The sequence below is a fragment of the Luteibacter anthropi genome, from assembly GCF_023699965.1.
GTDB lineage: Bacteria > Pseudomonadota > Gammaproteobacteria > Xanthomonadales > Rhodanobacteraceae > Luteibacter > Luteibacter anthropi.
The window spans coordinates 386,858-411,807 of record NZ_CP077072.1 but is presented as its reverse complement, the minus strand read 5'-3'; the positions used below and the strand labels follow the sequence as shown (position 1 = coordinate 411,807).

General features: G+C 64.9%; 30 protein-coding genes. 13 read left to right on the top strand and 17 right to left on the bottom strand.

Features of this window, described 5'->3' with window-relative positions:
• The first annotated feature begins 2 nt into the window (after positions 1-2).
• Together KR767_RS01910 and KR767_RS01905 are read left to right on the top strand one after the other, a co-directional pair.
• Positions 3-239, top strand: a complete 237-nt coding sequence (locus tag KR767_RS01910; protein ID WP_250877940.1) for a hypothetical protein — start codon at positions 3-5, stop codon at positions 237-239.
• Complete coding sequence (locus tag KR767_RS01905) at positions 236-526, top strand: hypothetical protein (RefSeq protein WP_250877939.1); 291 nt, start codon at positions 236-238, stop codon at positions 524-526. Before KR767_RS01910 ends, KR767_RS01905 begins: the two co-directional genes overlap by 4 nt.
• A 593-nt stretch (positions 527-1,119) precedes the next feature.
• Here KR767_RS01905 and yjgA read toward each other — a convergent pair.
• Together yjgA and KR767_RS01895 are read right to left on the bottom strand one after the other, a co-directional pair.
• Positions 1,120-1,653, bottom strand: coding sequence for a ribosome biogenesis factor YjgA (gene yjgA, locus KR767_RS01900; RefSeq protein WP_250877938.1), 534 nt, complete (start codon positions 1,651-1,653; stop codon positions 1,120-1,122).
• On the bottom strand, positions 1,650-1,895 hold the full coding sequence (locus KR767_RS01895) for a DUF1653 domain-containing protein (protein WP_250877937.1): 246 nt from the start codon (positions 1,893-1,895) through the stop codon (positions 1,650-1,652). The genes yjgA and KR767_RS01895 overlap by 4 nt, the downstream gene beginning before the upstream one ends.
• Positions 1,896-2,013: 118 nt before the next feature.
• Between KR767_RS01895 and pmbA the strand changes: the two genes are divergently transcribed.
• Together pmbA and KR767_RS01885 are read left to right on the top strand one after the other, a co-directional pair.
• Positions 2,014-3,363 (top strand): metalloprotease PmbA, encoded by a 1,350-nt coding sequence (gene pmbA, locus KR767_RS01890; protein WP_250877936.1) that lies wholly within the window; start codon positions 2,014-2,016, stop codon positions 3,361-3,363.
• Between the two features lie 87 nt (positions 3,364-3,450).
• Entirely contained in the window at positions 3,451-3,846 is a 396-nt protein-coding gene (locus tag KR767_RS01885; RefSeq protein WP_166951329.1) for a DUF4870 domain-containing protein, read from the top strand.
• Between the two features lie 18 nt (positions 3,847-3,864).
• Here the strand turns inward: KR767_RS01885 and KR767_RS01880 are convergent, their stop codons facing one another.
• Together KR767_RS01880 and KR767_RS01875 are read right to left on the bottom strand one after the other, a co-directional pair.
• Entirely contained in the window at positions 3,865-4,767 is a 903-nt protein-coding gene (locus tag KR767_RS01880; RefSeq protein WP_250877935.1) for a polyprenyl synthetase family protein, read from the bottom strand.
• Positions 4,748-5,008, bottom strand: a complete 261-nt coding sequence (locus KR767_RS01875; RefSeq protein ID WP_250877934.1) for an exodeoxyribonuclease VII small subunit — start codon at positions 5,006-5,008, stop codon at positions 4,748-4,750. The genes KR767_RS01880 and KR767_RS01875 overlap by 20 nt, the downstream gene beginning before the upstream one ends.
• Before the next feature lie 203 nt (positions 5,009-5,211).
• On the opposite strand from KR767_RS01875, the gene KR767_RS01870 reads away from it, so the two are divergent.
• Entirely contained in the window at positions 5,212-5,850 is a 639-nt protein-coding gene (locus KR767_RS01870; protein WP_250877933.1) for a hypothetical protein, read from the top strand.
• A 112-nt stretch (positions 5,851-5,962) separates the two neighbouring features.
• Entirely contained in the window at positions 5,963-6,397 is a 435-nt protein-coding gene (locus KR767_RS01865) for a cupin domain-containing protein (protein ID WP_250877932.1), read from the top strand.
• A gap of 4 nt (positions 6,398-6,401) precedes the next feature.
• On the opposite strand, the gene tilS is transcribed toward KR767_RS01865, so the two are convergent.
• The 3 genes from tilS to KR767_RS01850 form a co-directional block, all read right to left on the bottom strand.
• The gene (tilS, locus tag KR767_RS01860; RefSeq protein WP_250877931.1) at positions 6,402-7,700 is read right to left on the bottom strand and encodes a tRNA lysidine(34) synthetase TilS; all 1,299 of its coding nucleotides are present in this window, start codon (positions 7,698-7,700) and stop codon (positions 6,402-6,404) included.
• Positions 7,697-8,440 carry an NYN domain-containing protein gene (locus KR767_RS01855; protein ID WP_166951345.1) on the bottom strand — a complete coding sequence of 248 codons (744 nt, stop codon included), beginning with the start codon at positions 8,438-8,440 and terminating at the stop codon, positions 7,697-7,699. Before KR767_RS01855 ends, tilS begins: the two co-directional genes overlap by 4 nt.
• Before the next feature lie 108 nt (positions 8,441-8,548).
• Positions 8,549-9,505, bottom strand: a complete 957-nt coding sequence (locus KR767_RS01850) for an acetyl-CoA carboxylase carboxyltransferase subunit alpha (protein ID WP_166951348.1) — start codon at positions 9,503-9,505, stop codon at positions 8,549-8,551.
• 305 nt (positions 9,506-9,810) lie between these two features.
• Here KR767_RS01850 and KR767_RS01845 point away from each other — a divergent pair, with 305 nt between their 5' ends.
• Genes KR767_RS01845 through KR767_RS01835 form a run of 3 tightly spaced genes read left to right on the top strand, consistent with a single transcriptional unit; the run spans position 9,811 to position 11,993 of the window.
• Complete coding sequence (locus KR767_RS01845; protein WP_250877930.1) at positions 9,811-10,518, top strand: hypothetical protein; 708 nt, start codon at positions 9,811-9,813, stop codon at positions 10,516-10,518.
• Positions 10,491-11,270 carry a hypothetical protein gene (locus KR767_RS01840; RefSeq protein WP_250877929.1) on the top strand — a complete coding sequence of 260 codons (780 nt, stop codon included), beginning with the start codon at positions 10,491-10,493 and terminating at the stop codon, positions 11,268-11,270. The genes KR767_RS01845 and KR767_RS01840 overlap by 28 nt, the downstream gene beginning before the upstream one ends.
• 18 nt (positions 11,271-11,288) lie before the next feature.
• A complete protein-coding gene (locus tag KR767_RS01835) occupies positions 11,289-11,993 on the top strand; it encodes a hypothetical protein (RefSeq protein ID WP_250877928.1) in 705 nt (234 codons plus the stop codon).
• Between the two features lie 18 nt (positions 11,994-12,011).
• On the opposite strand, the gene KR767_RS01830 is transcribed toward KR767_RS01835, so the two are convergent.
• A complete protein-coding gene (locus KR767_RS01830) occupies positions 12,012-12,152 on the bottom strand; it encodes a hypothetical protein (protein ID WP_250877927.1) in 141 nt (46 codons plus the stop codon).
• 16 nt (positions 12,153-12,168) lie between these two features.
• Between KR767_RS01830 and KR767_RS01825 the strand changes: the two genes are divergently transcribed.
• Positions 12,169-12,633: a hypothetical protein gene (locus KR767_RS01825; RefSeq protein ID WP_250877926.1), complete on the top strand. Its 465-nt coding sequence runs from the start codon at positions 12,169-12,171 to the stop codon at positions 12,631-12,633.
• A 26-nt stretch (positions 12,634-12,659) separates the two neighbouring features.
• Positions 12,660-13,328 carry a hypothetical protein gene (locus KR767_RS01820; RefSeq protein WP_250877925.1) on the top strand — a complete coding sequence of 223 codons (669 nt, stop codon included), beginning with the start codon at positions 12,660-12,662 and terminating at the stop codon, positions 13,326-13,328.
• Here the strand turns inward: KR767_RS01820 and dnaE are convergent, their stop codons facing one another.
• The 8 genes from dnaE to KR767_RS01780 form a co-directional block, all read right to left on the bottom strand.
• Positions 13,329-16,874: a DNA polymerase III subunit alpha gene (gene dnaE, locus KR767_RS01815; RefSeq protein ID WP_250877924.1), complete on the bottom strand. Its 3,546-nt coding sequence runs from the start codon at positions 16,872-16,874 to the stop codon at positions 13,329-13,331. It abuts the gene before it with no gap.
• A gap of 114 nt (positions 16,875-16,988) precedes the next feature.
• A complete protein-coding gene (locus KR767_RS01810) occupies positions 16,989-17,573 on the bottom strand; it encodes an NUDIX hydrolase (RefSeq protein ID WP_166951368.1) in 585 nt (194 codons plus the stop codon).
• Positions 17,574-17,813: 240 nt separating this feature from the next.
• A complete protein-coding gene (locus tag KR767_RS01805) occupies positions 17,814-18,638 on the bottom strand; it encodes a 5'-3' exonuclease (protein WP_425602763.1) in 825 nt (274 codons plus the stop codon).
• Between the two features lie 62 nt (positions 18,639-18,700).
• On the bottom strand, positions 18,701-19,273 hold the full coding sequence (locus KR767_RS01800) for a nitroreductase family protein (protein WP_166951374.1): 573 nt from the start codon (positions 19,271-19,273) through the stop codon (positions 18,701-18,703).
• Positions 19,274-19,291: 18 nt separating this feature from the next.
• Entirely contained in the window at positions 19,292-19,879 is a 588-nt protein-coding gene (locus KR767_RS01795) for a DUF3106 domain-containing protein (protein WP_250877922.1), read from the bottom strand.
• 5 nt (positions 19,880-19,884) lie between these two features.
• Positions 19,885-20,265 carry a hypothetical protein gene (locus KR767_RS01790; protein ID WP_250877921.1) on the bottom strand — a complete coding sequence of 127 codons (381 nt, stop codon included), beginning with the start codon at positions 20,263-20,265 and terminating at the stop codon, positions 19,885-19,887.
• On the bottom strand, positions 20,262-20,885 hold the full coding sequence (locus KR767_RS01785) for an RNA polymerase sigma factor (protein ID WP_208392676.1): 624 nt from the start codon (positions 20,883-20,885) through the stop codon (positions 20,262-20,264). The genes KR767_RS01790 and KR767_RS01785 overlap by 4 nt, the downstream gene beginning before the upstream one ends.
• A 100-nt stretch (positions 20,886-20,985) precedes the next feature.
• Positions 20,986-21,426, bottom strand: coding sequence for a hypothetical protein (locus tag KR767_RS01780; protein ID WP_166951383.1), 441 nt, complete (start codon positions 21,424-21,426; stop codon positions 20,986-20,988).
• A 190-nt stretch (positions 21,427-21,616) separates the two neighbouring features.
• Here KR767_RS01780 and sufT point away from each other — a divergent pair, with 190 nt between their 5' ends.
• Positions 21,617-22,174, top strand: coding sequence for a putative Fe-S cluster assembly protein SufT (sufT, locus tag KR767_RS01775; protein WP_166951386.1), 558 nt, complete (start codon positions 21,617-21,619; stop codon positions 22,172-22,174).
• On the opposite strand, the gene KR767_RS01770 is transcribed toward sufT, so the two are convergent.
• The gene (locus tag KR767_RS01770; protein ID WP_250877920.1) at positions 22,126-22,632 is read right to left on the bottom strand and encodes a DUF4279 domain-containing protein; all 507 of its coding nucleotides are present in this window, start codon (positions 22,630-22,632) and stop codon (positions 22,126-22,128) included. The two genes, sufT and KR767_RS01770, sit on opposite strands and share 49 nt — an antisense overlap.
• Positions 22,633-22,995: 363 nt before the next feature.
• Between KR767_RS01770 and KR767_RS01765 the strand changes: the two genes are divergently transcribed.
• A complete protein-coding gene (locus KR767_RS01765) occupies positions 22,996-24,789 on the top strand; it encodes a M4 family metallopeptidase (protein ID WP_250877919.1) in 1,794 nt (597 codons plus the stop codon).
• Positions 24,790-24,950: the final 161 nt, after the last annotated feature.

Genomic DNA, 24,950 nt, shown 5'->3' with positions numbered 1-24,950 from the left:
CGATGGATATCGAATCGATCGGCGTCAAAGCCGATGCGATGGCGTGGCAAGCGTATGCCGAGGCGATGCAGTCGGTGTTGACCGAATACATGCCGGAAACCGAGTTGCCGAATCAACGCGGTGTCGCCCGGGCGATGTCCGGCGTCAACGTGCTGTATCGCATGGGCCTGCAATGTACCAAGCAGGCGAACGTGCGGCGCATGTGGGACGAGGTGCGTGCGCTGGGAGGCGCGAAGTGATCGTGGGGCTGTGGGAAGTGGGTGTGGCGCTGGTGTTGCTGGTGGTGAACCTGCTTGTCTACATGAGCAGCTATGGCCAGAGGTGTTCGCTGGCGACGGGGGCGCGGATGTTTTCGGTGTTGGCTTTTGTGGCGTTTATTGCCGGATCCTTCGCCGTGGGGAATATGGCGGCGCATAGGTGTTTGCTGCCGCGGGAGGTATGGCCGGGCGTGATGTTTGAAGCGGCGAATGCGCGATTGGTGGGCGCGTCGCTGGGCGCGGTCTGGCTTTGGGGAATGTCGCGATAGGAAGCGATGCACCCGACGACACCGTATCCCTGTAGGAGCGCGCCTTGCGCGCGACCGGTTGAATCGAAGCGATGATGGTTTTCGCGACAATCGGTCGCGCGCAGGCGCGCTCCTACAAGATCACCGTGAGATCGGGAGAGGCGGCGGGGGCGGCCCTTGGCGCGACTTGATGGAGGTGAGGGGAGCGGGCGGATAAGGCCGCGTAGCGGGGCCGGCCAGGAAGGCCGGCCTTTCCTGCCGAGACAGGATGTCGAGTCAGGAAACCCCGCCCGCTCCCCGTGCCCGAAGGGGCGTAAGCCATCAAAACACTGAGCCGCGCAGCGGCTCCTCCTTTCCCGAGGGACACCGCAGGCCGGCGCGACAAGGGCCGCCCCCGTCGCCTCGTTCGCCGCCACGCCACAGGCGCCGAGCGCGAGGCCGATAGGCGAGCCCTTGCTACGGAGCGGAAACCCACAAAGGCCGACGTTTCTACGGAGCACACGCATCGCCGATGCGAGCAGCTCCCACCCCTTCGGTAGGCAGCTTGGTTTTGCTACGGAGCGCCCCGTTTCAAATGGTCGCGCGCAGGCGCGCTCCTACAACGGTGACGGGGGTTACTCGGTGGCTTCCAGGTCTTTCAGGATGCGGTAGATTTCGCGGAAGGCGTGCAGGGGCTTGTTGGCCTCGCGTTCTGCGCGCGCCTGGCGTACGAGCGAGCGCAGGTGCTGGCGATCCAGTTCCGGATGGCGATCGAACAGTTCGCCCAGCGCGGTATCGCCGCCTTCCATGATGCGCTCGCGTGCGGCTTCGAGGCGGTGCATGTACGCGGCTTCCTGGCGCTGGCGGTCGCGGTCCTCGCCGAGGGCGGCGCGGGCGTCCACGAAGGCTTCGTCGCCATGACGGCGCATCTGCTTGGCGAGGAAGGCCATCTGTCGCTTGCGGGCGATGTGCGAGGTGACCTTACGCGTGCGGCCGATCTCGTCGATGATGTCTTCCGGAAGGTTGAGCTTCGGAATGCGGCTCGGCGGCAACTCGACCAGCTGCTGCGCGAGCTTCAGGATGTCCAGCGCATTGCGGCGGCGTTCGCTGCGGCTCGGGCCGTAGTCTTCCTCGTCGTCCTGCGAGGGGCGTTCGTCGAAAGGCCTCATGCCTGGGTCTCCTGCGGAATCACGTTGTCGGCGTCGCGCTCGAAGGCGAAACGGGGTTGTACGCGGCCATCATGTTCCACCGTTTCGGCGAACATCGCGGCCGGGCGCACCCATAGGCCGTGATCGCCGTACAGCGCCTGGTAGACGACGTGTTCTTCCATTGTCTCGCTGTGGCGGGCCACGCCAAGCACGCGATAAGGCATGCCCTTGAAGTGACGGTAGTAGCCGACACGGATGCTCATACGGTTTCCATGGCACCATGGGCGGTGCATTGCTTTTGATCGGGCGGCGCGCCCCCATTTCGACGGGGGTGGGTCCGCATGACCCGATATTGTAACCATGAGCCCCCGGGAAGCCCACGTGAGCCACGTTTCCACCCTCGATAGCAGCCATCACGACCTCGACCGCCTCGCCAGTCTGGCCGAGGACACCATCCGCCGGGCCCGTGCCGCAGGCGCCAGCCAGGCCGAGGTGTCGGCCAGCATCGACGTGGGCCTGAACGTGAACGTCCGCCTGGGCGAGGTCGAGACTGTAGAGCACACGCGGGATCGCGGCTTCTCGCTTACCGTGTATTTCGGCCAGCGCAAGGGCTCGGCCAGCACGGCCGACCTGAATCCGGACTCCATCCAGGCCACGATCGACCAGGCCTGCGCCATCGCCCGGTTTACCGAGGAAGACCCGGCCGCGGGCCTCGCCGACGCCGACCGCATGGCCACGGTGTTCCCGGATCTCGACCTCTGGCATCCCTGGGACATCGACGTCGATGGTGCCATCGCGCTGGGGCGTGAGATCGAGGAGGGCGGCCGGGCGGTCGACGGCATCACCAATTCCGACGGTTCCAGCGTCAACGCAGGGCAGAGCGTGTCGGTCTACGCCAACTCCCATGGCTTCCTCGGCCGTGAGCGTGGCACCCGGCATTCGCTGTCGGTGGCCCTGATCGCGGGCGACGACGACACCATGCAGCGCGACTACTGGTACGACACGGTCCGTGATGCCCGTAGCTTCATGGACCCGGCCTCGCTGGGCCGCAAGGCTGCGGAACGCACGCTGTCGCGCCTGGGCGCGCGTCGCCTCAGCACGCGGCAGTCGCCGGTGCTGTTCGCGCCGGAAGTATCCCGTTCCCTGATCGGGCACCTGCTCGGTGCCGTCAGCGGCGGTTCGCTGTACCGCCGTTCCAGTTTCCTGCTCGATCATGTAGGCAAGCAGATCCTGCCGTCGTGGTTCCGCATCGACGAAAAGCCGCTCATTCCGCGTGGCCTGGGTTCCTCGGTGTTCGACGGTGAAGGCGTTGCCACGGCAGAATCCCCGCTGGTGGTCGATGGCGTACTCGAACGCTACGTGCTCGGCAGCTATTCGGCACGCAAGCTGGGCCTCACCAGCACCGGCAATGCAGGTGGCATCCACAATCTCTTCGTGAAAACCGGCGACGACGACTTCACCGGCATGCTGCGCCGCCTGGGCACGGGCCTGCTGGTGACCGAGGTGATGGGGCAGGGCGTGTCCATCATCACGGGCGACTACTCCCGTGGTGCGTCGGGTTTCTGGGTGGAAAACGGCCAGATCGCCTACCCGGTGGAAGAAATCACCATCGCGGCCAACCTGCGCGACATGTTCGCCAACCTGGTGGCCATCGGCGCCGACGTGGATCATCGATCCCATGTGCTTACCGGTTCCTGGCTCGTCGAAAAGATGACCATTGCCGGAGAGTGACCTTCGGCCGGGTGCCGGAAGTCGGCTTGACAGCTCCCGTGGGCGGGATCGACAGTACTTGCGACATCGCCCAGGGAGCTTACGATCATGAGTACGCCGTCCGATCAGTACCCGCCGTCGCCGCCTCCGTACGATCCGGCCCCTCCGCCGCCGGTCACCAGCAATGACGACAAGAACCTCGCCATGCTGACGCACCTGTCGGGCATCATCTTCAGCATCATCGTGCCGCTCATCGTGTGGTTGATCCACAAGGATCGCAGCGACAAGACCTATCTCGTGGCCGAGGCCAAGGAAGCGCTGAATTTCCAGATCACGGTGCTCATCGGCTTCATGATCTGCTGGGTGCTTACCTTCCTGCTGATCGGCGCCATCCTGTCGCCACTGCTGTGGCTGGCGAACCTGATCTTCTGCATCATCGCCGCAGTGAAGGTCAGTTCCAACGGCAGCTATCGCTACCCGTTCGCCCTGCGCCTCGTCAGCTGAGGCCGGGCAAGCCGGGGCTCAGTGGCCCCGGCTTGCCGTATAACGTGCCAGTGCGGCGAGCCATTCGCCGCGCTCGCCCAGCGGGGCGATGGCATCCAGTGCCGTTTCGGTCAGCTCGGTAAGTCGGGCGCGTGATGCGTCCATGCCGATGATGGACGGGAAGGTGGGTTTGTCGGCCGCCGCATCCTTGCCGGCCGTCTTGCCGATGACTTCGGATTCGCCCTCGATATCGAGGATGTCGTCGCGCACCTGGAAGGCCAGGCCTACGGCGTGGCCGTAGCGTTCCAGCCGTTCCAGTATCTCGTTGTCCTTGCAGCCCGCCGCCAGTGCGCCGAGCTTCACCGAGGCCCGGATCAGCGCGCCGGTCTTGTAGGCGTGCATCCGCTCCAGTTCGGCCAGCTCCAGTCTGCGGCCCACGCCGGCCAGGTCGAAGGCCTGGCCGCCGGCCATGCCTTCCGCACCGCAGGCAGTGCCCAGCGTGCGCATCATGGCCAGCCGGGCCGAGATGTCGTCGCCCTCGGGCGATACGGCGAGAATCTCGAACGCGAGCGCCTGCAGTGCATCGCCGGCCAGGATCGCCATGGCTTCGCCGTACACGATGTGGCAGGTGGGGCGGCCACGGCGCAGGTCATCGTCGTCCATCGCCGGCAGGTCGTCGTGGACGAGCGAGTAGGCGTGGATGATTTCGACGGCACAGGCCGGTGCATCGAGGATGGGGCCGTCGCAGCCCAGCGCATGGCCGGCGGCATAGACCAGCAGCGGACGCAGGCGTTTGCCCGGGCCAAGGCCGGCATAGCGCATCGCGCGGTGCAGTTCGACGGGGGGAAGGTCTTCGCCGGGGAGGGCGCGCGCAAGCGCGTCGTCAGCCCGGCCGACCAGCGCCTTCAAGGGCGCCGGCAGCTCATTCGGGACGGGATTCAAAGGGCGTGGCGCTGTCGGGGGATTCGGGGTCGAGCAGCAGGCGCACGCGCAGTTCGGCCTGTTCCAGCGCCGTCTGGCATTGCCGGTAGAGGCCGATACCGCGCTCGAACGACTTCAGCGACTCGTCGAGGCTGAGTTCGCCACCTTCCATGCGCGTGACCAGTTGCTCGAGCTCGTCGAGCGAATGCTCGAACTCGGCAATGGACGACACGGGCGCAGGCGGGGCAGGGGACTTCGGCATGCCGCTAAAACTAGCTCACATGGCCTTTGTGATCAATGAGGCGTCGTTGTATGAGGCGCGGTTTTGTAGGTATAGGTGGTTGATAACGTAGGACTATGTCCCTTCGTGTCACGGGCGTGTCCATGATGCGTTGTGGCGTGCTGGAATGCCGATGGCGGGATCCTTGCCTGGGCCCGTCCCCTCCAACGATGAAAGGAATCATCATGACATCAGGAAAACGTCCCCCGTTCTGTTGCGCGATGGCCGGTGTGGCCATCGCCCTTGCCAGCCTGTCACCCGCCGATGCGGTGGCCGGTCGTCGCTCCGATCCGGCGGGCCTTCCCGCGTGCCCGGCCGCGTGGTCTGTGGCTTCGAATCCCGATGCGTGCGTCGTGTCCCTGGTCAATCCGGGTTTCGAGCTGCATGCAGACCACGGCTGGTCGAAGGATGGTTCGTCACTGCCGTTTCCGCGCTCATACGACGGCGGATCGTTCGTCGCCGTCCTGGAGGAAGCGGGCTCGCGGCTTTCCCAGACCACGCGACTGCCTTTGAATCAGGCATACGTGGCTGGCAAGGAGGCTACCTACGCCATGCGGTTTCGCCTGAGGTCAAGCGAAGCGGCGCCCGTCCATGTCGGCTACCGGATCCTGCTGGTGGATGAAACCGGCAAGCGCCTGGGGCGGGTCGTTGAAGGCTCCGTGTCTGCGGGTCAGGTATGGGAGGACATGGAGTCGATCGTCCCCCGCCGTGATTTGCCAGAAGATGCCTACATCGTGATCGAGTTCGAACGGGAGGATGACGATGAATCTTCCTCGGTGGCCTTTATCGACGATGTGTCGCTGGTCCTTCGCGAGCGTTTCTGAACCGCTGTCACGGCGCGGGCTTGCCCGTGCCGTGACACAAATGTCCTAGCAGCTCCGATGGGGCAGTCCTATCCTCGGATCGAGGATTTCCGACCCTGGTGGACGTATGCGAATGAAGAAGATCCTGCTGATGTTGTCGGTGTTGCCGCTTGGCTTTGCGGCGCATGCCGAGACGACCCGTTCCGCGAAGGTCGATGTGCTGGTGAAAAGCGACCAGTCCTGGAACGGTATTCCCTATACGGCCTACCCGTCCGGCCGCCCCGAGCTGACGGTGCTTAAATTTCACATCCCCGCGCACACGGCGTTGCCGTGGCACACCCATCCCATTCCCAATGCCGGCTACGTGCTTTCCGGCCAGATCACGATCGAGGACCGGGACAGCGGCAAGAAACAGACCTACGCGGCGGGGCAGGCGTTTACCGAGTCCGTGGGCGCGGTGCATCGCGGTGTCACCGGCGACCAGCCGGTGGAGCTGATCGTCACTTATTCAGGAACGGCGGGCACGCCAACGTTCGTCGCCGAGAAAGGCCAGAAGCCCGAGTATTGAGCACTCAGGGCAACGTGCCGCCCCGGTACCAGACGGGGCGGCTGCCGATGCCGTCGAACAACGTGGCCCCTTCGGCGGTGATCCATCGGTCGGCAATCGCGACGATGCGACCGTCATCGTCGACGATGATCGGCATGCGCGGACGGTCCCATGGCGGTACGTTGCCGCGCTGGAACAGGTCACGCAATTCGCGGGTGTGTGGATCGCCCGCCGGACGCAGGGTTTCCCCGCCTTCCCGGTAGCGGACCGTGAGCGGCCGGGGCAGACGGCCCGCAAGGGTCAACGTGCCCCCCCCAGGTAGATCCAGCGGCTCACCCCGCCAGTGGGCTTTCCAGGTGGCATCGAAGGCACGGGGGCGGCGCATTGCCCACAAACGGCCCCGCCACATGCGTACCTCGGTGTCCTGCCAGCCCACGACGGGCAGGCGTTCGGCGGAAGCCTGCCCGACCTGCCGTTCAAGCGCCTCGCGTTGCGCACTGGTGGGCGCCTCCAGGCCTGAGTCGTGCAGCCAGCTATCCAGGGCGGGTGCCCGGTGGGCCGGGTGCAGCGCCAGCCAGCCGGCGGCGTCCAGGCTGCCGTCGCTGGCTTTCAGCGAGGCGAGAGCCGTCGCCCAGGTTTCCTGTAGCGAGTCGGCGGCTTCGCGGCAGAGACGGGCACTGTGCACGATGCTGCGCGCCGCCTGCGGCCACAGCGGCGCCAGGGCCGGCATCACGGTAGAGCGCAGATACGCGCGCGCCACGCGCGGGTTGTCGTTGGAGGGGTCATGCACGGCGTCCAGCCCGTGCGTGGCGACATGGGCCAGCAGCGCTTCCCTCGGCAGGTCCAGCAGGGGGCGCCACTGTTCGCCGGCACCAAGGGCGCGCAGCTCACGCATGCCACCGAGGCCTTCCGGGCCCGCGCCGCGCAGCAGTTTGAGCAGGACGGTTTCCACCTGATCGTCGCGGTGATGGGCGAGCACAAGGCGTTCGCCAGGCCTCATCTCTGCGATGAAGGCGGCCCTGCGCGCATGTCGCGCGGCCGCCTCCATGCCGTGTCCGGTGGTCAGGTCCACGGCCACCCGCGCCACGGCGAGCGGCACATCCAGCGATTCGCAAAACCGCCGGCAGTGTGCGGCCCACAGGCCGCTGTCGGCGTGCAGTCCGTGATCGATGTGCACCGCCCTCAGCCGTGGTCGCGAGGGCAGCGTTGCCAGCGCGTGGAGCAGGGCGGTGGAATCGGGGCCACCGCTGTAGCCGACGACCAGGTTTGCGTCGGGATGACCGTCGAGCGCGGCGATGAGATGCGAGGAAAGCGTGTCGCTCATTTGCCCTTGCTGCGAAGTCGTACGTAGAGATGCTTGGCATTGCCGAACTGACGTTCTTCCACATCGAAGACGCCGATGCCGTTGATCAGGCCGCTCAGCTTGGCATAGCCATAGTTGCGCGAATCGAAGTCGGGGGTGCGCTTGCTGAGGATGCTGCCCACGCCGCCCAGTGCGGCCCAGCCGTGCTCGTCAGACGCCGCGGCGATGGCGTTACGCAGCAGGTTCATCAGGCGAGAGTCGCCGCGCAATTCATTGGCCGAACGCGGCGGCGGCATGGCCTCGCCTTCGTCCTGCTCGGTGCCGACCAGCACTTCGGTGTAGACGAATTTGTCGCATGCCGAAACGAAGGGCTTGGGTGTCTTGGTCTCGCCAAAGCCATAGACCATGAGCCCCGCCTCGCGGATACGCGACGCCAGGCGGGTGAAGTCGCTGTCGCTGGAGACGATGCAGAAGCCGTCGAACCGCTCGGAATACAGCAGGTCCATGGCATCGATGATCATGGCCGAGTCTGTCGCGTTCTTGCCGGAGGTGTAGGCGAACTGCTGGATCGGCTGGATGGAGTGATCCAGCAGGCTGCTTTTCCAGCCGTTGAGGTTGGGCCCGGTCCAGTCGCCGTAGATGCGCTTGACGTGCGCCGTGCCGTACTTGGCGACCTCCGAGAGCAGGCCATCGACGATCGCCGGGCGTGCATTGTCGGCGTCGATGAGGACGGCCAGCTTGTCGGTGATGTCGTTGGCCATGGGGCGCTCCACATTCAGGGATGCGCCGATGGTACAGGCAGCTACGTCACGCCCGCGTAGGTTTAGGGGCCTGGCGCAGGGTTCAAACGTGCGCCAGGCCCCGGATGCTCATTCGGTGAAGGCGCCGTAGCCGCGCAGGCGGTGGTAGCGCTGTTCGAGCAGGGTGTCGATCGGCAGGGCCTCCAGCGCGTCGAGCTGGTTGAGCAGCACGGCCTTCAGGCGCACGGCCATGGACTGCGGGCTGCGATGGGCGCCGCCCAGCGGCTCGCGGACGATCTTGTCGATAAGACCGTTCTCCAGCAGGCGCGGCGCCGTGAGGCCCATGACCTCGGCAGCATCCTTGGCCTTGTCGGCGCTCTTCCACAGGATGGATGCGCAGCCTTCCGGGGTGATGACCGAGTACGTGGAGTACTGCAGCATCAGCGTGCGGTCGCCCACGCCGATGGCGAGTGCGCCGCCGGAACCGCCTTCGCCCGTCACCGTGCACAGGATGGGCACGCGCAGTTCGGCCATTTCGAGCAGGTTGCGCGCGATGGCCTCGGACTGGCCACGTTCCTCGGCATTGATGCCGGGCCATGCGCCTGCGGTGTCGATGAAGGTGAAGACGGGAATGCCGAAGCGCTCGGCCATCTTGAACAGGCGCAGCGCCTTGCGGTAGCCCTCGGGCCGCGGCATGCCGAAGTTGCGCTTGACCTTCGACTTGGTGTCGCGGCCCTTCTGGTGACCCACGATCATGATCGAGCGACCGTTGATGCGCGCCAGGCCACCGACGATGGCCTGGTCGTCCGCAAACATGCGGTCACCCTTGAGTTCGTGGAATTCCTCGCACATGCCCTGGATGTAATCCAGCGTGTACGGGCGCCCCGGATGACGCGACAGCTGGCTGACCTGCCATGGCGTGAGATTGCGGAAGATTTCGGCCGTTTTCAGCTTGAGCTTTTCGCGCAGGCGGGCCACTTCCTCATCGATGTTGAACGCCTGTCCGCTGCTGGCATGGCGGAGTTCTTCGATCTTCGCTTCCAGCTCGGCAATGGGTTGTTCGAAATCGAGGAAGTTGGGATTCATGGAATACGGAGCATCCGGGCAAGACCGGTCATTATAGCCGGGCCGTGGCCGGGGTGGTGTGCGCGGCAGTATGGAGTGGCTGCGGCCTGCAAGTGGCTGAATTGGATGAGAATCTTCTGGGCTCATGCGAGGCCGGTGGCAGATTGCGGTCATCTCACCCGTCAATCCGTAGTCCTCGATACCGTCTCCTGTAGTCCGCGCCCAAAACCTTTTCAGGGATTGCTTCAATGGTGGCGCGGAGGGATTCCGCTCTCGTTCCCGTGTCCAGGGAACGGAAGAATCGACAAGTCAAAGGAGTGATGACGATGACAGTGCAATGGCGCCGCTGGGCGTTCGTAGGTGTGAGTTGCATGGGGCTGGCATGGCATGGCAGCAGTCATGCAAGTGGGCCGCTGCATGACGTGTTGCAGCACCTTCCATCATGCCAATCCGCCACGTGGCTGGATGCCTGTCGCATCCATGTGCCCAATGCGGAATTCTCAGGGCCCTCGGGGGACAATCACTACCATGACGAATTTACCTGGACGCCCAGTACAGGCAGGAGGCATGGTGTCACCGAGCATATCGCTCCATGGACTTACGTCGCTGGGGCGGGCAGTGAGTTCCACAAAGGGCTCACTGCCACCACCTACGTGACCCTCTACAGTCCGGGAGACCGGATCGTGCAGAGAATGGGTGCGCTGACAGCGGCCCCCATGGACATGCGTTACACCCTTGTTGCGTACGTCAGAGGAACGACAAGGCCATCCGATGCGGCCGCCGGTCTGGTGATGCTCAAGAATGAGGCCGTAACCCTTCAATCCATCGGGTACACGCAAGCTGCACCGGGTCGTGGCGCGCCCGTACAGGCTTTCGTAAACCACCTCCTGGTACCCGCAGGTGCGGATGCCGATACGCTTGTCATTGCCTTGGGCGCGGCCGCCCGGGGTGTCGGCCCCGTGATCGTGGATGACGTGATGCTGGTACGGGCTCCTGCCGATGTGGCATGGGAGGAACTGGTGCCCGTACGGTGATGCGCGCGCTGGATAGTGGAAAGAATAGATGCGCATGCATCGCTGCCGGGGCATGGTTCTTCATGCTGCTGGTGGTTGGTGATGCTAATGCGCAGGTCGTTATTCCAGGACATCCCGGCCTGCATCGCCTGCCGGCGTGCGAGCGTGCCGGCGTCGAGCAACCATGTCATCTCATGGTACCCAATGGCCGGTTCGACGGGCCGCCCGATGACTACCGCTACTCGCATGGTTACCAGCCCTATCTGTTCTGGCAATGGCCGCACAGCGTGGCGGACCATATCGCGCCCTGGACATACATCGATTACGCGGGCACAGGGTATCCGCAGCAGGATGCAGAAGATGCCTTTCACCTGAAAAGCGTCGGTGACGTCGTCATGCAGACCGTATCGCTTCCCGTGCAGGGCCGTGGCGGGGCTACGGGTTACACCGTGCATGCCCACGTCGGCTCGTGGAGCGGCCACGTCGACGTAAGAATGGAACTGACCTTGCTGGAAGGAGACAAGGTGATTGCCACGGCAAACCGGACCTTGCAGATGCGAACGCCCAGCTACAGCGCGTCACGTGAGCTGACGGCATGGATCGGTTCTTCCGGGACAAACCATCCGACCGCGTTGCGCGTATCCATTGCCACGCAAAGTGGGTGGGGAGCAACCACGATCGATGACGTCTTCATCCTCCGGGCACCACCGGACACATTTGTCCCCGAACTACAGTTTCGCCCCGGTGACGCACGTCATCCGTGGGACCGTTGACATACCAAAGGAATGCAAATGAACAAGGACATGTTTCTCCGCAGCCTGGGCATCGTTGCCCTGGCCGTGACATGCAGCGGCGTTGCAAATGCCGCTTCAGTAATCGATCGCCTGCCCTCCTGCGAGGGCGCTTCGTGGAGCGATACCTGTCGGGTTTCCGTGCCCAACGAAACCCTGGGGGGATTTCCCGGCGATGAGCGCTGGCACGAGCCGTCATGGGGTGGGGCCTGGGAGCCGGAGAGCCCGAGGCATAGCGTGGCGCAGCACATCGCTCCGTGGATATATATCGACGGCAGCCGGGGCCGCCACCAGCAGACGGCAGCCGACGAAGTCTTCACGCTCGCACGTCAGCGCGACGGCATCAGCCAGACGATCCGGTTGCCCACGCAGGAAACGCCCGCCATGCACGACGTGGTTTATGCGGTTCGTGCCCGGATCGACGCTACGAAAGGAGAGGCTTCTGTCAGTCTGGATCTCTCCTTGTTGAAACGTGGGGCGGCTGTCGGTTCTACACAGTCGTCCGTGGTCCTGTCCCGTCCGGCCCGGGGTGGAGCGGGCGCGGGCCTGATCGGCTGGATTGTCGTACCTGCTGGCGACGATGTAGATGCGCTTAATGTGAAGCTCGCGGTGACCACGGCGAGCGCGCCGGTTACCGTCACCGAAGTATCGGTGGTGCGCATGGACGAGGCAGTAGCGGCGCAGTGGGCCAGGCAGGATTGGTGACATGACGATGCATAAGAATCAGTCACGAACACTCGCCTGGCGAGCTGCGACGGCACTCTGCATCATGTCGGCCTGGACCTGCCCTGCAATGGCCGGATCTTCGGTCTGTGCGAACGGATTGCTTCCTGATTTCAGCACCGCATGCGATCTGGGGCTCAAGAACGGCGACTTTACGATGACCGGTCGTATCGGCAGTTCGCGTGCGATTCGCTGGACGCATCTGGTGCACTGGGAAGGAACGCATCGGCGGCACAATTATGCCGGGGAATACGCAGGCCGCTGGGGCGCTGAATTGCACGCCGATGGGCATGCCCTGTGGCAGGCCGTGGCTGCCATTCCATCGCTGGATAGCCGGAGCCACTTCATCGTCCGTTATTCCGCAGGTGCGTTCGATACGGATGGCAGCCGATTGCAGGTCATCGTGATGTTGCTCGATGCGACGGGCAAGGTCATTCAGGCCCGCGATGAAGTCGTCGTGCCCGCATCGCGAACCTGGGGCCATCATGTGCTTCGCTGGGAGGTGCCGTCGGTTCCGGAAGGGGCGCAGGTCAAGCTGGCCTTCCGCCGCCAGGGCAATGATGGCGGCAAGCGACTGGTGGTCTCGGCGGTAAGTATCGCGCAAGGCAAGACACACGAATGATTCCACTCGACAAAGGATTGAACGAGATGAAAACCATGCATGCGATGGCCATGCTTGTCGCCGCCATGGCACTGGCTCCCGATGCCCGGGCCATGGGTGGCCTTCCGTATCACGCGACCTACGATGTGCCGGTGCCCAATGCGGACTTCGGCGGCGGCACGGGCGATGAATATCGTCATGATGGTGCGCTCATGCGATACAACCTTGTTGCTACCCACAGCATCGAGGAACACATCCACCCATGGGTCTATCGGGAGAAGACCGAGTCGGGACGTGTGAAACGGCATCTGGTCCAGGCATTCTCCCTGGCCAGCGCAGGCGATTACGTCATGCAGACGTTTGAACTGGGACAGCCTGAATACGTTGACCGAAAGCCTGCCCAGGGCGTGCGTTACGCGATCCGCGTGCCTTTCGGCGCGCGACATGTCGAATCGGCCATCAAGCTTCGCGTTCAATTGCGCGATGACGATAACAAGGTGCTGCTGGAGCGACAGGAGTCGTCGGCCATGGCGACTCCGGGCTGGCCACTTTCCGGCGCCATGCATCTGGAAGTGGATGCGAGCCGGTTTCCTTCTGCCCGGCATATGTCTCTCGGCATCAAGAATGCGTCTGGCTCGGAGGTCGAGCTGGGCGAGGTAACCGTGCAGCGCACGGTCACGACGCATCCGATCATCGACCTGGACTTCGACGACTGATCACTCCGCCGGGCGTACGAGGCGCAGTTCCGTGCCAAGTACGCCCGGCAGCGTGCGCAGCGTGCGCACGAGGTCGGGCAGGGCCCGCACGCGCCATGCCTCGCCCAGTTCCATGCTCGCCTGCCCGATGTCGTTGCGGTAGCCGGCCAGCATCAGTGGCGTGCGGCCACCGCGATAGCCCATCAGCGCCTGCTTCAGGTGCTTCGGGAAATCAGGCCCCACGCCATTGAGTTTCAGTGTCAGCAGGCGACCGAAATGCTCCATCGCATCGGAGAGTGAATAGGCCTTGCGTGCGCGCAGCTGGTAGCCACCGGCGAAATCATCGATGCGCAGGCCGCCTTCGATCACGATCATGTTGCCGCGCGTGAGCAGCGGTGCGGCATCGGTGAACACTTCACGGAAGAAACTGGTTTCCAGCAGGCCCGTGGCATCCTCGATCTGCACGAAGGCATCGCTGTCGCCGCGCTTGCGCATGCCGACCACCATGCCTGCCACGGTCCACGGTGTTTCAGGGCCGCGACGGAAGCGGTTGCCGCCTTCATCATCATCGTTGCGACGGGGGCGGGGCGGCTGGTAACGCTGGGGAATCTCGCCAATGGGGCAGCTGGACAACTGCGCCAGTTCGGCCTTCCACGGGTCGGTGGGATGACCTGACAGATAGTGGCCCAGCGTGGTGTGCTCGCCCTGGAGCAGTTGCTCCAGCGGCCACTCGGGCACGGAGCCAGACAGCTCGATGATGCTGGGCGCTTCGGCGTCGCCGAAGGCCGCACCGAAGATATCGACCTGGCCCGAAACGCGGTTCTTGGCTTCCTGGTCGGCCGCGCGCATCGCTTCGGGAATATGCATCACCAGCGTGGCGCGGTTTTCGCCGAGCGCATCGAGCGCACCGGACTGCACCAGCGCTTCCATCACGCGCTTGTTGAGCTTGTTCGAACCGATGCGCTGGCAGAAGTCCACGAGGCCCTTGTAGGGGCCGCGTGCCTTGCGTTCGGCGGCAATCTCTTCGCAGATGCCCTGGCCTACGCCCTTGATGGCGCCCAGGCCGTAGCGCACCACGCGCGGCTCGACGGCTTCGAACATCCACTCCGACGCGTTCACATCCGGCGGCAGCACCTTGATGCCGATGGCGCGGGTTTCGTCGAGGAAGGTCACCACCTTGTCGGTGTTGTCCATATCCGACGAAATGGTGGCCGCCATGAATTCGGCGGGGTAGTGCGCCTTCAGCCAGGCGGTCTGGTAAGAGACCAGCGCATAGGCGGCCGCGTGCGACTTGTTGAAGCCGTAGCCGGCGAACTTCTCCATGAGGTCGAAGATCGCATCGGCCTTCTCGCCGTCGATACCGTCCTTCGCGGCACCTTCGCGGAAGGTGGCGCGGTGCTTGATCATTTCCTCGGGCTTCTTCTTGCCCATGGCGCGGCGAAGCAGGTCGGCGCCGCCGAGCGTGTAACCGCCCACGATCTGCGCCATCTGCATCACCTGCTCCTGGTAGACCATGATGCCGTAGGTCTCTTTCAGGATGGGCTCGACGCGCGGATCGGGGTATTCCACCGCTTCCTTGCCGTGTTTACGGGCGCAGAAGCTGGGGATGAGGTCCATGGGACCGGGGCGGTACAACGCCACCAGCGCGATGATGTCCTCGAAACGGTCGGCCTGGGCGTCTTTCAGCATGCCCTGCATGCCGCGCGATTCGAGCTGGAAGACGGCGACGGTCTGCGCCTTCTTCAGCAGGTCGTAGACCTTGGGATCGTCGAGCGGCAGGCTCTCGATGACCAGTGGTTCCTCACTACTGGTCGCACGGCGGCGGTTGATGGCCTTGACCGCCCAGTCGATGATCGTGAGCGTGCGCAGGCCGAGGAAGTCGAACTTCACCAGGCCTACGGCTTCCACGTCGTCCTTGTCGTACTGCGTGACGACGCCTTCGCCGCTGGGTTCGCAGTACAGCGGGGCGAAGTCGGTGAGCGGGGTGGGCGCGATCACCACGCCACCGGCATGCTTGCCGGCATTGCGGGTGAGGCCTTCCAGGCTCAGTGCCAGGTCGATCAGCGTGCGCGATTCTTCTTCGTTCTCGTAGAGGTCGCAGAATTCCTTGACGATGCGGTCCGGCTCTTTCTTTGCCTTTTCGGAGCGGCCGAGCGCGCATGAAAGCGTCAGATCGAGTGGACGCGGCGGAATCAGCTTGGCGATACGATCAACCTGGCCATAGCCCATGCCGAGCACGCGACCGGAGTCGCGCAGCACGGCCTTGGCCGCCATGGAACCATAGGTGATGATCTGGCTGACATGGTCGCGGCCGTATTTGCGCGACACGTAGTCGATCACCTCGTCGCGGCGATCCATGCAGAAGTCGATGTCGAAGTCGGGCATCGACACGCGTTCAGGGTTCAGGAATCGCTCAAACAGCAGCTCGAACTGGAGCGGATCGAGGTCGGTGATCTTCAGCACCCAGGCCACCAGCGAACCGGCACCCGAACCACGGCCCGGACCCACGGGGATGCCGTTCTGCTTACCCCAGTTGATGAAGTCCGCCACGATCAGGAAGTAGCCGGGAAAGCCCATCCGGATGATGACGTCCACTTCGCGGTCAAGGCGGGCCTGGTAGTCCTCGCGTGTCTTGCCCGGAGCGATGGGGTTCGCCGCCAGGCGCTCTTCCAGGCCCATCTGGGCCTGTTCGCGAATGAAGGTGTCGAGAGTGTGGCCCTCGGGCACCGGGAAGTTCGGCAGATAATAGGTGCCGAATTCCAGTTCGAGGTTGCAGCGCTTGGCCAGCTCGATGGTATTTTCGAGCGCCTCGGGAATGTCGGCGAACAGCTCCGCCATGTCTTCAGGCGACTTGAAATACTGTTCTTCACTGAAGTCGCGCGGGCGCTTGGGATCGGCCAGCACGCGGCCCTGGTTGATACAGGTGCGGGCCTCGTGCGATTCGAAGCCCGAGCGTTCCAGGAAGCGCAGGTCGTTGCTGGCGATCACCGGCAGTTCGTGCTCGCCGGCCAGTGCCATGGCGGCGCGCACCCAGTTTTCCTCGTTCTCGCGTCCGGTGCGGGTGAGTTCGAGGTAGAGCCTTTCGGGGAAAAGGCGGCGCAGGAAACCCAGGCGACCCGAGGCGGCAGAGAGGCCGGCACCGAGGGCCACGCGCGCCAGTTCGCTTTCGCGGCCGACGATGGCGATCAGTCCATGGACAGCGTCCGGGGTGAGCCAGCTGGCATCGACCAGGGCGCGTCCGCTGCCCTGGCCTTCACGCCATGCCCGCGAGACCAGGCGCGACAGGTTGAGGTAACCGTCGCGGTTCTGGCATATCAGGGTGAGCCGCCAGGGGCGCGGATCGTCCGGACTGGACACCCAGAGGTCGCAGCCGCCGATGGGTTTGATGCCGGCCGCCGTGCACTGCTTGTAGAACTTCACCAGGCCAAACATGTTGCTGTCGTCCGTAAGGGCGACAGCCGGCATGCCCGCGCGCGCGCAGGCGGCGATCAGCTGTTTGATGCGGATCGTCGAGTCGACCAGCGAATATTCGCTGTGCAGGTGGAGATGGGCGAAGCGGACTGACATGAACGGCGCCGGTGTAGGCCATTGGAGAGGCTAACCGGGCGAGGGGGGCGGGGCAAGAATTGACAGGACCGAAAAACGGCCCTGCCGGGTGATTCGGGTGTGGTTTCCCGAATCTCAGCGCATGTGCGCCTCGGGATGGTCGATGAACCAGAGGCCGGCGAACAGCTTGGCGTCGATGGAAAAGCCTTCGGCGGCGCGGTCGAACAGCCATTTGCCGGCTTCGGCGCGCGGCACTTCGTGGACGATGATGTTTTCGGTCTCGTCGCCACCGCCCTGGCCGACCTTCACCAGGTCCCAGGCGCGGGCGAAGGCGATCATCTCGGTGCTCATGCCCGATGACGACGGGCCCTCGTGAACGAACTCGATGCGGCCACAGGCGTAGCCGGTTTCTTCTTCCAGTTCGCGCTTGGCGGCCACCAGCACGTCTTCATCTTCCGCGCCGGCCAGGTCACCGACGAGGCCGGCCGGCATCTCGATCGTGTTTTTCAGGATCGATACACGGTATTGCTCGACGAAGATGACCTTGTCCTCGGGTGTGACGGCCAGGATGATCACGGCGCCCCCGGGGTTGTTGCGCTCCACGTACTCCCACCGGCCGCGCTTCTTCAGCGTGAGCCACTTGGCCTTGTGCAGGGTTTCTTCCGGCAGGCTGGCGTCGTCGGGGATCGGCGAGGCATGGGGAAGGGGGCTGTGCTGCATGGGCGGCTCCGGATGGGGGCAATCCCCGGAAGGGTAGCGCGAGCATGTGACGTTCGCCTATCGCCCTTGCAGAAGCCCGCCTAGCGCGCTACCCCGTGCGCCGTCGTCATTCCGGTCGCGCGCAGGCGCGCTCCTACAGGGGGCGCGCAAGGCCTGTGGCAGGGGCAGGCTCTTTGTAGGAGCGCGCCTTGCGCGCGACCTCGTGCGCCGCCGTCATTCTGGTCGCGCGCAGGCGCGCTCCTACAGGAGGGCGCGCAGGCGGGTGCGGGTCAGGGGACCGAAGCGGATGCGTTCACATAGTTCGTCGATCGCCACGGCATCGCCCTGGCGGCGGCTCAGTGCATCGGCTGTTTCCGCTACCGCGATGTCCAGTGCGATGCGTGTCAGACGGCGGCACAGCAAGGCCTGTTCGGCATGCTCACGCAATCGCGCGGCGCAGGCGGCAGCACCGCGGATGCGCAGGTAGGGCACCTCGTCGATGCGTTCGAGCACGGCATCGAGGCTGCCGAAATGAGCGAGCAACGCCGCTGCCGTCTTCGCGCCGATGCCCGGTACGCCGGGAATGTTGTCCACGGCATCGCCGCAGAGCGCAAGGTAATCGGCAACCTGATGCGGATGAACGCCCATGCGCTCGAACACGCCGGCAGGTCCCCAGCGCACGTTCTTCGCGAAATCCCATTGCTCGTCGTATTCACCGAGCAACTGGCCGAAATCCTTGTCCGCCGACACGATCACGCCACGGAACCCATGCGAGCGCAGGCCCCACAGCGCGCTACCGATCAGGTCATCGGCTTCGTACTGGTGATCGTTGAGCACCGTAAGGCCGAGCGCCGCCGTGATCTCCCGGCACAGCACGAACTGCCGCTCAAGATCGGGCGGCGGCAGTTCGCGATTGGCCTTGTAAAGCGGATAGATTGCATTACGGAACGACGTCGTGAGCGACGCATCGAATGCCACGGCGATGTGCTCCGCGCGGCTGCGTTCGAGCAGCTCACAGAGAAAACGCGTGAAACCATGCACGGCATTGACCGGATGGCCGTCGTGGTCGTGGAACTCGTCCGGCATGGAGTGCCAGGCGCGGAAGATGTAGAGGCTGCCGTCCACCAGGTGGACGAGGGAATCACCGCTCACGGCGCCCATTCGCTCACGATGTCGTCGAACGCGGGGCGCTCGCGCTCGGGCGCCTGCATGGCCGGCGTGCCGATGTGGAGGAAGCCCACGACCTGTTCGCTCTTCTTCAGGCCCAGCAGCTTCGCGACTTCGCGATCGTAGGCCGCCCAGCCCGTGAGCCACTGCCCGGCAAAGCCGAGTGCCTGCACGCCGAGCATCAGGTTATAGGCCACGCAGCCTGCGGTGATCTGCTGCTCCAGTTCGGGCACCTTGCTGTCGCCGTCGATCTTCGCCGTGACGATAAGTACAAGGGGCGCGTGTTCGTAGCGATTGCGTTCCTTCTCGCGCTTGGCGTCGGAGATGTCGGGGTTGGCCTCGACAGCACGCTTTGCCAGGCGAAGGCCGAACTCGCGCTTGGCGTCGCCACGAAGGATGCGGATGCGAAAGGGATCGAGCTTGCCGTGGTCCGGTACGCGGATCGCAGCGTCGATGAGGCGGCGAAGCGTCGCGTCGTCCGGCGCAGGCTCGGTGAGCTGACGTGACGGGACCGAGCGGCGCTCGAGGAGGAAGTCGAGGGGGGATGTGCTCATCCCCCCATCTTAACCCGCTCAGCGCGCCGAGGGCGGCGGTGGATGCGAACCCGGAGGCGGCGGCCCCATGCCCGGCGGCGGAGGCGGCGGGGGCAGGGCGTCGTTGGGGCCGATGTTGTCGACCCACTGGCGGCGCTGTTCCGGCGTCTGGCTGTGCCACTTCTGGATGATCGCCTGGCGCTGGTCGGGCGACAGGTTATTGAAGCGCTCGAAAGCGTCGTGCAGCTTCTGGCGCTGCTCCGGCGTGAGGTCCTTGAACTTCTCGCGGTTGGCGCGTGCCTGGGCACGTTCTTCCGGCGTCATCTTCTGCCAGTGGTCGATCCGGTCGCGGATCTCGGTCCGCTTGTCGTCCGGCAGGTCGCGCCACTGCAGGGCCTTGCCGAGGAACCGCGACTTCTTGTCGGACGGAAAACCGTCCCAGTCCTGCTGGAGCGGCTTCAGGACATCCTGGTCGCGAGCGGTCAGGTCTTTCCAGGCGCGCGGCGGCGGCAGGGGGCCCTGCGGCATCTGCATGCCCTGGTGGGGCGGCGGGTGATCCTGGGCGCCCGCCGCCACAGGTGCGGCAAGGGCAAGCAGGAGTACGGCGCTGGCGGTGAGACGACGCATGACGATCACTTGCGCTGCGCCGCCGAGGGGGCGTCGGCGTAGGCCAGCCAGCTGTAAAACTGCAGGTTCTGGTACAGCGTCGGATCGGCGCTGTCGGCGTCCGGTGGCAGGTCGTTCGGCTCGTTGTCCATGGCTTGGCTGATTGCCGTGGGCTCGCCGGCCGTGCCACCACCGCCGGGCTGCCAGACGATGAGCGACGCCAGGGCGGCCATCGCGAAGGCACTCGCGGGAATCAACAGGCGTCGGGCGATGGACTCGCGCGGGCCGGCCAGCGCCGTGCGGCGGGCCGCCCGGAGGCGTCCGGCCATCGCCGGGTCGACATCACGGCTGGCGCGCAGGTAGAGATCCCGGGCGCGACGTTCGAGGTTCCGATCGTTCTGGCTCATCGCCATGCCTCCAGTTGGTCGCGCAGCGCATGCATCGCGCGCGAAAGGTGTGTCTTGACGCTGCCGTCGGAGCAACCCATCGCGGCGGCGGTTTCAGCGACGTCGAGGCCTTCCATCACGCGGAGGGTGAAAGCCTCGCGCTGGCGCCTGGGCAGCCGGCGCAGGGCTTCGACGATGTCGCCATAAGCTTGTGAATCCTGCAGGCGGGCGGAAGGGTCGGGCGCGTCGTCAGCCGGGTCCCAGCTGGGAAGCTCGTCACCTTCGTCGTCGCGACCGCCACCGATCCAGCCGACGATGATCGAACGGACCTTGCGGCGGCGCTGCAGGTCGACGATGCGGCGGCGCAGAATGCCCCAGAACAGCGGGGTCCACTCGCCGGCCGGCTTCTCGCCGTAATGCCTCACGAGGCGGAGCATGGCGTCCTGCACGGCGTCCATCGCGTCGTCACGGTTGCCCAGGTGGATTTCCGCCATGCGCCAGGCCCGGCGCTCGATGCCCGCCAGGAAGGCGTTCATGTTCGCGGGAACGTCGCGGATGTCCTCGAGGGAGGTGGTGTCGAGCGCCAACGAGCCGTTCACGGCGTCGTCCGTTTCGTCAGTCTTGCCATCCTCGTGCTCCATAACGCCTTGGTTCACTCCGCTAAACGCGATCGGCGAGCGCCGGTTGACGGGATTTCTTGCGGTTTATGGTGCGGGTATCGCCATTTACCTGCCATGAAAGTCAGCTGCGAGGCCGTTTGATGGGCAGGGCGGTGATGGCGGCAAGCAATGCGCCGGCGATGAAAAGCCCAAGATCGGACGGATCCAGGGCCAGTCGTGCCAGGGCCAGCAGCATACCGGGGCCGGCGTCGGAGATGGCCTGGGCGAAGCTGACGTTCATCATGCCGGAAATGGTCGCCGCGGCGACCAGGCAGGAGGTATAGGTAGCGGCCACCAGGGTGGCCAGGGCGGCCAGGCTGGCTCCCACGGCGCCTTCCATGCTCAGCCAGCGACGCACCACCAGGCCCAGCAGCCAGCCCGCAGGAAGGGCCAGCGCGGGCAGCGCACGGCCGAACATCATGGCAGGCACCATCCACAGGGCACCGGCAGCAAACCCGAACATGATGGCGCACACGGCGCCGAACAGCAGGCTGGCGAGGCGGCGGAGGCTGTCAGCCGCCATGGGTCGGGCTCGGGTGGGGCATGGAGGGGGAGGTCCGGGCAAAGCGGGCATCATAGCGGCTGCCAGCCCGTCATGCCCTTGAGCAGGGCAGGCGCAGCCCCGACCTTGGCGGTAAGCGCTTACGGCAGGCTCCGTGCGGGCGCATAATTACCGACTTTGCGGCCGCAGTGCGGCCCTCTACAGGATTCTCATGAGTGGTTTCAGCCTCAGCAGCGAGCCCTTCACCCTGGAGCGCGACTGCCCGGCAGTCATGGTGCCTCAGGGCGAGACGGTGACGCTCCCGGCCGGGCAGATCGGCTACATCACCCAGGCCCTGGGCGGCAGTTTCACCGTGTATGTCGAGGGCAACCTGTTCCGCATCGCCGGCAACGACGCCGATGCCCTGGGCAAGGAACCGCCGCGGCCCATCGAGCTGCCGGACGATGCCTCGGACGACGACGTGGAAAAGCTGGTGTGGCAGCAGCTGCGCACCTGCTTCGATCCTGAGATTCCCATCAACGTGGTCGAGCTGGGCCTGGTCTACGACGTCAGCCTGGAAACCAGCGAAGAGGGCGGACGCAAGGCCTACGTGAAGATGACCCTGACCGCGCCCGGTTGCGGCATGGGCGACATCCTCGTGGACGACGTGCGCACCAAGCTGGAAATGATCCCCACGGTGATCGAGGCCGACGTCGACCTCGTGTTCGATCCGCCCTGGAATCACTCCATGATGTCGGACGCCGCCAAGCTCGAGACCGGCATGCTCTGATCCGCCGGCCGGCCCTCGGCCGGTGCGTCGATGAGCTGTGCATGCAGGGATGCGCCGTAGATGGCGACGGCGCGGATGTTCGCATCCGACCAGAAACAGGCGGGCAGGTGGCCTGCATGGACCTCGACATCCAGGTGGAAGTGAGCGTCCAGCTCCAGCGCCTTGATGGCGGTCACGATCTCATCCTGGCGCGGGCGCAGTGCATCGAGCAGCTCGCGCAGTGCCGTGTCGGTGGTGTACGTGCGCTGCTCGGGCATGCGCAGGCACCAGCCATGGGCGCGGCGCTGGTTGATTGCCGTGTCGTCCAGGTCGCCTTTCTGCCAGGTATGCGCGGCCTCCAGGCCGAGCTGGTCCTTCAGGTGGTCGACGAGATGGCGGTCGGAAGTAAGCCGGAAGGACGCGCGTACACGTGGCGCGCGCTGGCGCAGGTCGGCGTCAGGTAGTGATGCATCGGTCATGACCATTCCCCTTAACCGGCAAGTTCATGCGCCGGCGATGTGTCTAGCATCGCTTTTTTCAGGCTACTAGGGAAATCCCTAGGTAGTCGTTCGCGATAACTTGCGCTAGGTTGGCAAGGACCGTCGGCGGGGAGGCTGACGGTTGGCTCCGTGGGGCATCGACGCAACGTATCGCCGATCCCTTGTTCCGGTCCGCACCGCTGTAGCGAGGACTCAGGGAAGAAGGCGGCGCATTCCGATCAGCGCGGGGTTTGCTGATTCTGTACGGGCTTCGCGCCATCCGGCGCGACTTTCATATCGTTTCGGAATGTGGTCCGCCGACCGCAATGGTTTCGTGCGGCCCTTTCCAGGAGGAGGAACGTAATGGCACGTCATGTTCGCTTGAAACTCCTTGTCGCCTCGCTGGCGATCGCAGGAACGTCGATCGCCTCGGCGGCATCGGAGCAGGCACTGCAGGCGCAGAACCTGGGCGCCGCACCGGTCTCGCAGCTTGCTGCGAAGCTGGGCCTGTCCTCGGACAACGGCTTCGTTGCCAAGGCATCGGCGCCTACCGTCCGCGGTACGCAGACCGTCCGCATGCAGCAGACCTTCAAGGGTGTGCCGGTCTTCGGTCACACCGTCGCCGTGGAACAGGATGCCCAGGGCAATGCCCTCGTCGCCAGCGGCGTGGTCTCGTCCGACCTGCAGGTCGATATCGCTTCGGTGTCGCCGAAGCTCGATCAGTCCCGCGCCGTGGCTGCGCTGGTCCGCAACTCCATCGCACTTACCTCGGCAAAGCCGGAAAACGCCAAGGCTGACCTCTACGTCTATCCGCAGGACGGCGCTCCGGCCCGTCTGGTCTATCTCACCTCGTTCGTGATCGGCGGCGACCATCCGTCGCGCCCGACCGCTTTCGTCGATGCCAACACCGGCGAGATCATCTCGCAGTGGGACGGCCTGACCTACGCCAATGCCACCGGTCCCGGCGGCAACCAGAAGACCGGTCAGTACACCTGGGGTGCCAACGGCCTGGCCTATCTGGACGTGACCCAGTCGGGCACGAGCTGTACGGCGCAGAACGCGAACGTGCGCACGTACAACATGAACAAGGCGACGTCCGGCACCGGCACGCTGTGGACCTTCACCTGCCCGAACTCCAGCGGCGATGCCATCAACGGCGCCTATGGTCCCATCAACGACGCTCACCACTTCGGTGGTGTGGTGCATGACATGTACCAGGCCTACAACGGTGCGCCGCCGCTGAACATGGTGCTGGTGATGAAGGTGCATTACGGCACCAACTATGAGAATGCCTTCTGGGACGGCAGCTCGATGACCTTCGGCGACGGCGCCAGCACGTTCTACCCGCTGGTGGCGCTCGATGTGACCGGTCATGAAATCAGCCATGGCTACACGGAACAGAACTCCAACCTGACCTACAGTGGTCAGTCCGGTGGCATGAACGAGGCCTTCTCGGACATGGCAGGTGAAACGGTGGAGTACTTCGACCGCAACGGCCAGAACGACTGGCTGGTGGGTGCCGAGATCTTCAAGGGCAACGGTGCGCTGCGTTACATGTGCAACCCGACCCAGGATGGTCGCTCGATCGACAACGCCGCCAACTACACCAGCAGCCTCGACGTGCACTACTCCTCGGGTGTGTACAACAAGGCGTTCTGCCTGCTCGCCAAGACCAGCGGCTGGAACACGAAGACCGCGTTCCAGGCGATGGCCCGCGCGAACAAGCTCTACTGGCAGGCCAACAGCACCTTCAACAGCGGTGCATGCGGCGTGGAAACGGCGGCCAATGACCTTGGCTTCACCAAGGCTGACGTTACGGCTGCTTTCGCTGCCGTGGGCGTGAGCTGCTCGGGTGGTACCGGCGGCACCGTGCTGCTGAACCAGACCGGCCTCGCCGGTTCGGCCAACCAGGAGCTGAGCTACTCGGTGAACGCAGCGGCGGGTACCCTCGTCGTCACGATCAACGGTGGCACCGGTGACGCCGACCTGTACGTGCGTCGCGGCGCTGCCCCGACCACGTCGACCTACGACTGCCGTCCGTACGTTGCCGGCAACAACGAGACCTGCACCCTGACCGTGTCGACTCCCGGCACGTACTACATCAAGGTGCGCGGCTACTCGGCCTTCACCGGCGTGACGCTGAAGGCAGTCCAGTAAGCACAAGCGTCATCTCTGCAGTGCGACAAAGCCCGGGCAGGGATGCCCGGGCTTTTTACACCCCCGTGCGTAGGAGCGCGCCTCGCGCGCGACCCTTTGATACGTGGCGTCTCCGAACAAGAGAGCCTCCCTACCGAAGGTGTGGGAGCTGATCGCATCGG

Coding starts and splice junctions, on each gene's coding strand:
- KR767_RS01910 (WP_250877940.1), top strand. CDS start 3: ATGGATATCGAATCGATCGGCGTCAAAGCCGATGCGATGGCGTGGCAA.
- yjgA (WP_250877938.1), bottom strand. CDS start 1,653: ATGAGGCCTTTCGACGAACGCCCCTCGCAGGACGACGAGGAAGACTAC.
- KR767_RS01895 (WP_250877937.1), bottom strand. CDS start 1,895: ATGAGCATCCGTGTCGGCTACTACCGTCACTTCAAGGGCATGCCTTAT.
- KR767_RS01885 (WP_166951329.1), top strand. CDS start 3,451: ATGAGTACGCCGTCCGATCAGTACCCGCCGTCGCCGCCTCCGTACGAT.
- KR767_RS01875 (WP_250877934.1), bottom strand. CDS start 5,008: ATGCCGAAGTCCCCTGCCCCGCCTGCGCCCGTGTCGTCCATTGCCGAG.
- KR767_RS01870 (WP_250877933.1), top strand. CDS start 5,212: ATGACATCAGGAAAACGTCCCCCGTTCTGTTGCGCGATGGCCGGTGTG.
- KR767_RS01865 (WP_250877932.1), top strand. CDS start 5,963: ATGAAGAAGATCCTGCTGATGTTGTCGGTGTTGCCGCTTGGCTTTGCG.
- tilS (WP_250877931.1), bottom strand. CDS start 7,700: ATGAGCGACACGCTTTCCTCGCATCTCATCGCCGCGCTCGACGGTCAT.
- KR767_RS01855 (WP_166951345.1), bottom strand. CDS start 8,440: ATGGCCAACGACATCACCGACAAGCTGGCCGTCCTCATCGACGCCGAC.
- KR767_RS01850 (WP_166951348.1), bottom strand. CDS start 9,505: ATGAATCCCAACTTCCTCGATTTCGAACAACCCATTGCCGAGCTGGAA.
- KR767_RS01845 (WP_250877930.1), top strand. CDS start 9,811: ATGACAGTGCAATGGCGCCGCTGGGCGTTCGTAGGTGTGAGTTGCATG.
- KR767_RS01840 (WP_250877929.1), top strand. CDS start 10,491: ATGGGAGGAACTGGTGCCCGTACGGTGATGCGCGCGCTGGATAGTGGA.
- KR767_RS01835 (WP_250877928.1), top strand. CDS start 11,289: ATGAACAAGGACATGTTTCTCCGCAGCCTGGGCATCGTTGCCCTGGCC.
- KR767_RS01825 (WP_250877926.1), top strand. CDS start 12,169: ATGACCGGTCGTATCGGCAGTTCGCGTGCGATTCGCTGGACGCATCTG.
- KR767_RS01820 (WP_250877925.1), top strand. CDS start 12,660: ATGAAAACCATGCATGCGATGGCCATGCTTGTCGCCGCCATGGCACTG.
- dnaE (WP_250877924.1), bottom strand. CDS start 16,874: ATGTCAGTCCGCTTCGCCCATCTCCACCTGCACAGCGAATATTCGCTG.
- KR767_RS01810 (WP_166951368.1), bottom strand. CDS start 17,573: ATGCAGCACAGCCCCCTTCCCCATGCCTCGCCGATCCCCGACGACGCC.
- KR767_RS01805 (WP_425602763.1), bottom strand. CDS start 18,638: ATGCCGGACGAGTTCCACGACCACGACGGCCATCCGGTCAATGCCGTG.
- KR767_RS01800 (WP_166951374.1), bottom strand. CDS start 19,273: ATGAGCACATCCCCCCTCGACTTCCTCCTCGAGCGCCGCTCGGTCCCG.
- KR767_RS01795 (WP_250877922.1), bottom strand. CDS start 19,879: ATGCGTCGTCTCACCGCCAGCGCCGTACTCCTGCTTGCCCTTGCCGCA.
- KR767_RS01790 (WP_250877921.1), bottom strand. CDS start 20,265: ATGAGCCAGAACGATCGGAACCTCGAACGTCGCGCCCGGGATCTCTAC.
- KR767_RS01785 (WP_208392676.1), bottom strand. CDS start 20,885: ATGGAGCACGAGGATGGCAAGACTGACGAAACGGACGACGCCGTGAAC.
- KR767_RS01780 (WP_166951383.1), bottom strand. CDS start 21,426: ATGGCGGCTGACAGCCTCCGCCGCCTCGCCAGCCTGCTGTTCGGCGCC.
- sufT (WP_166951386.1), top strand. CDS start 21,617: ATGAGTGGTTTCAGCCTCAGCAGCGAGCCCTTCACCCTGGAGCGCGAC.
- KR767_RS01770 (WP_250877920.1), bottom strand. CDS start 22,632: ATGACCGATGCATCACTACCTGACGCCGACCTGCGCCAGCGCGCGCCA.
- KR767_RS01765 (WP_250877919.1), top strand. CDS start 22,996: ATGGCACGTCATGTTCGCTTGAAACTCCTTGTCGCCTCGCTGGCGATC.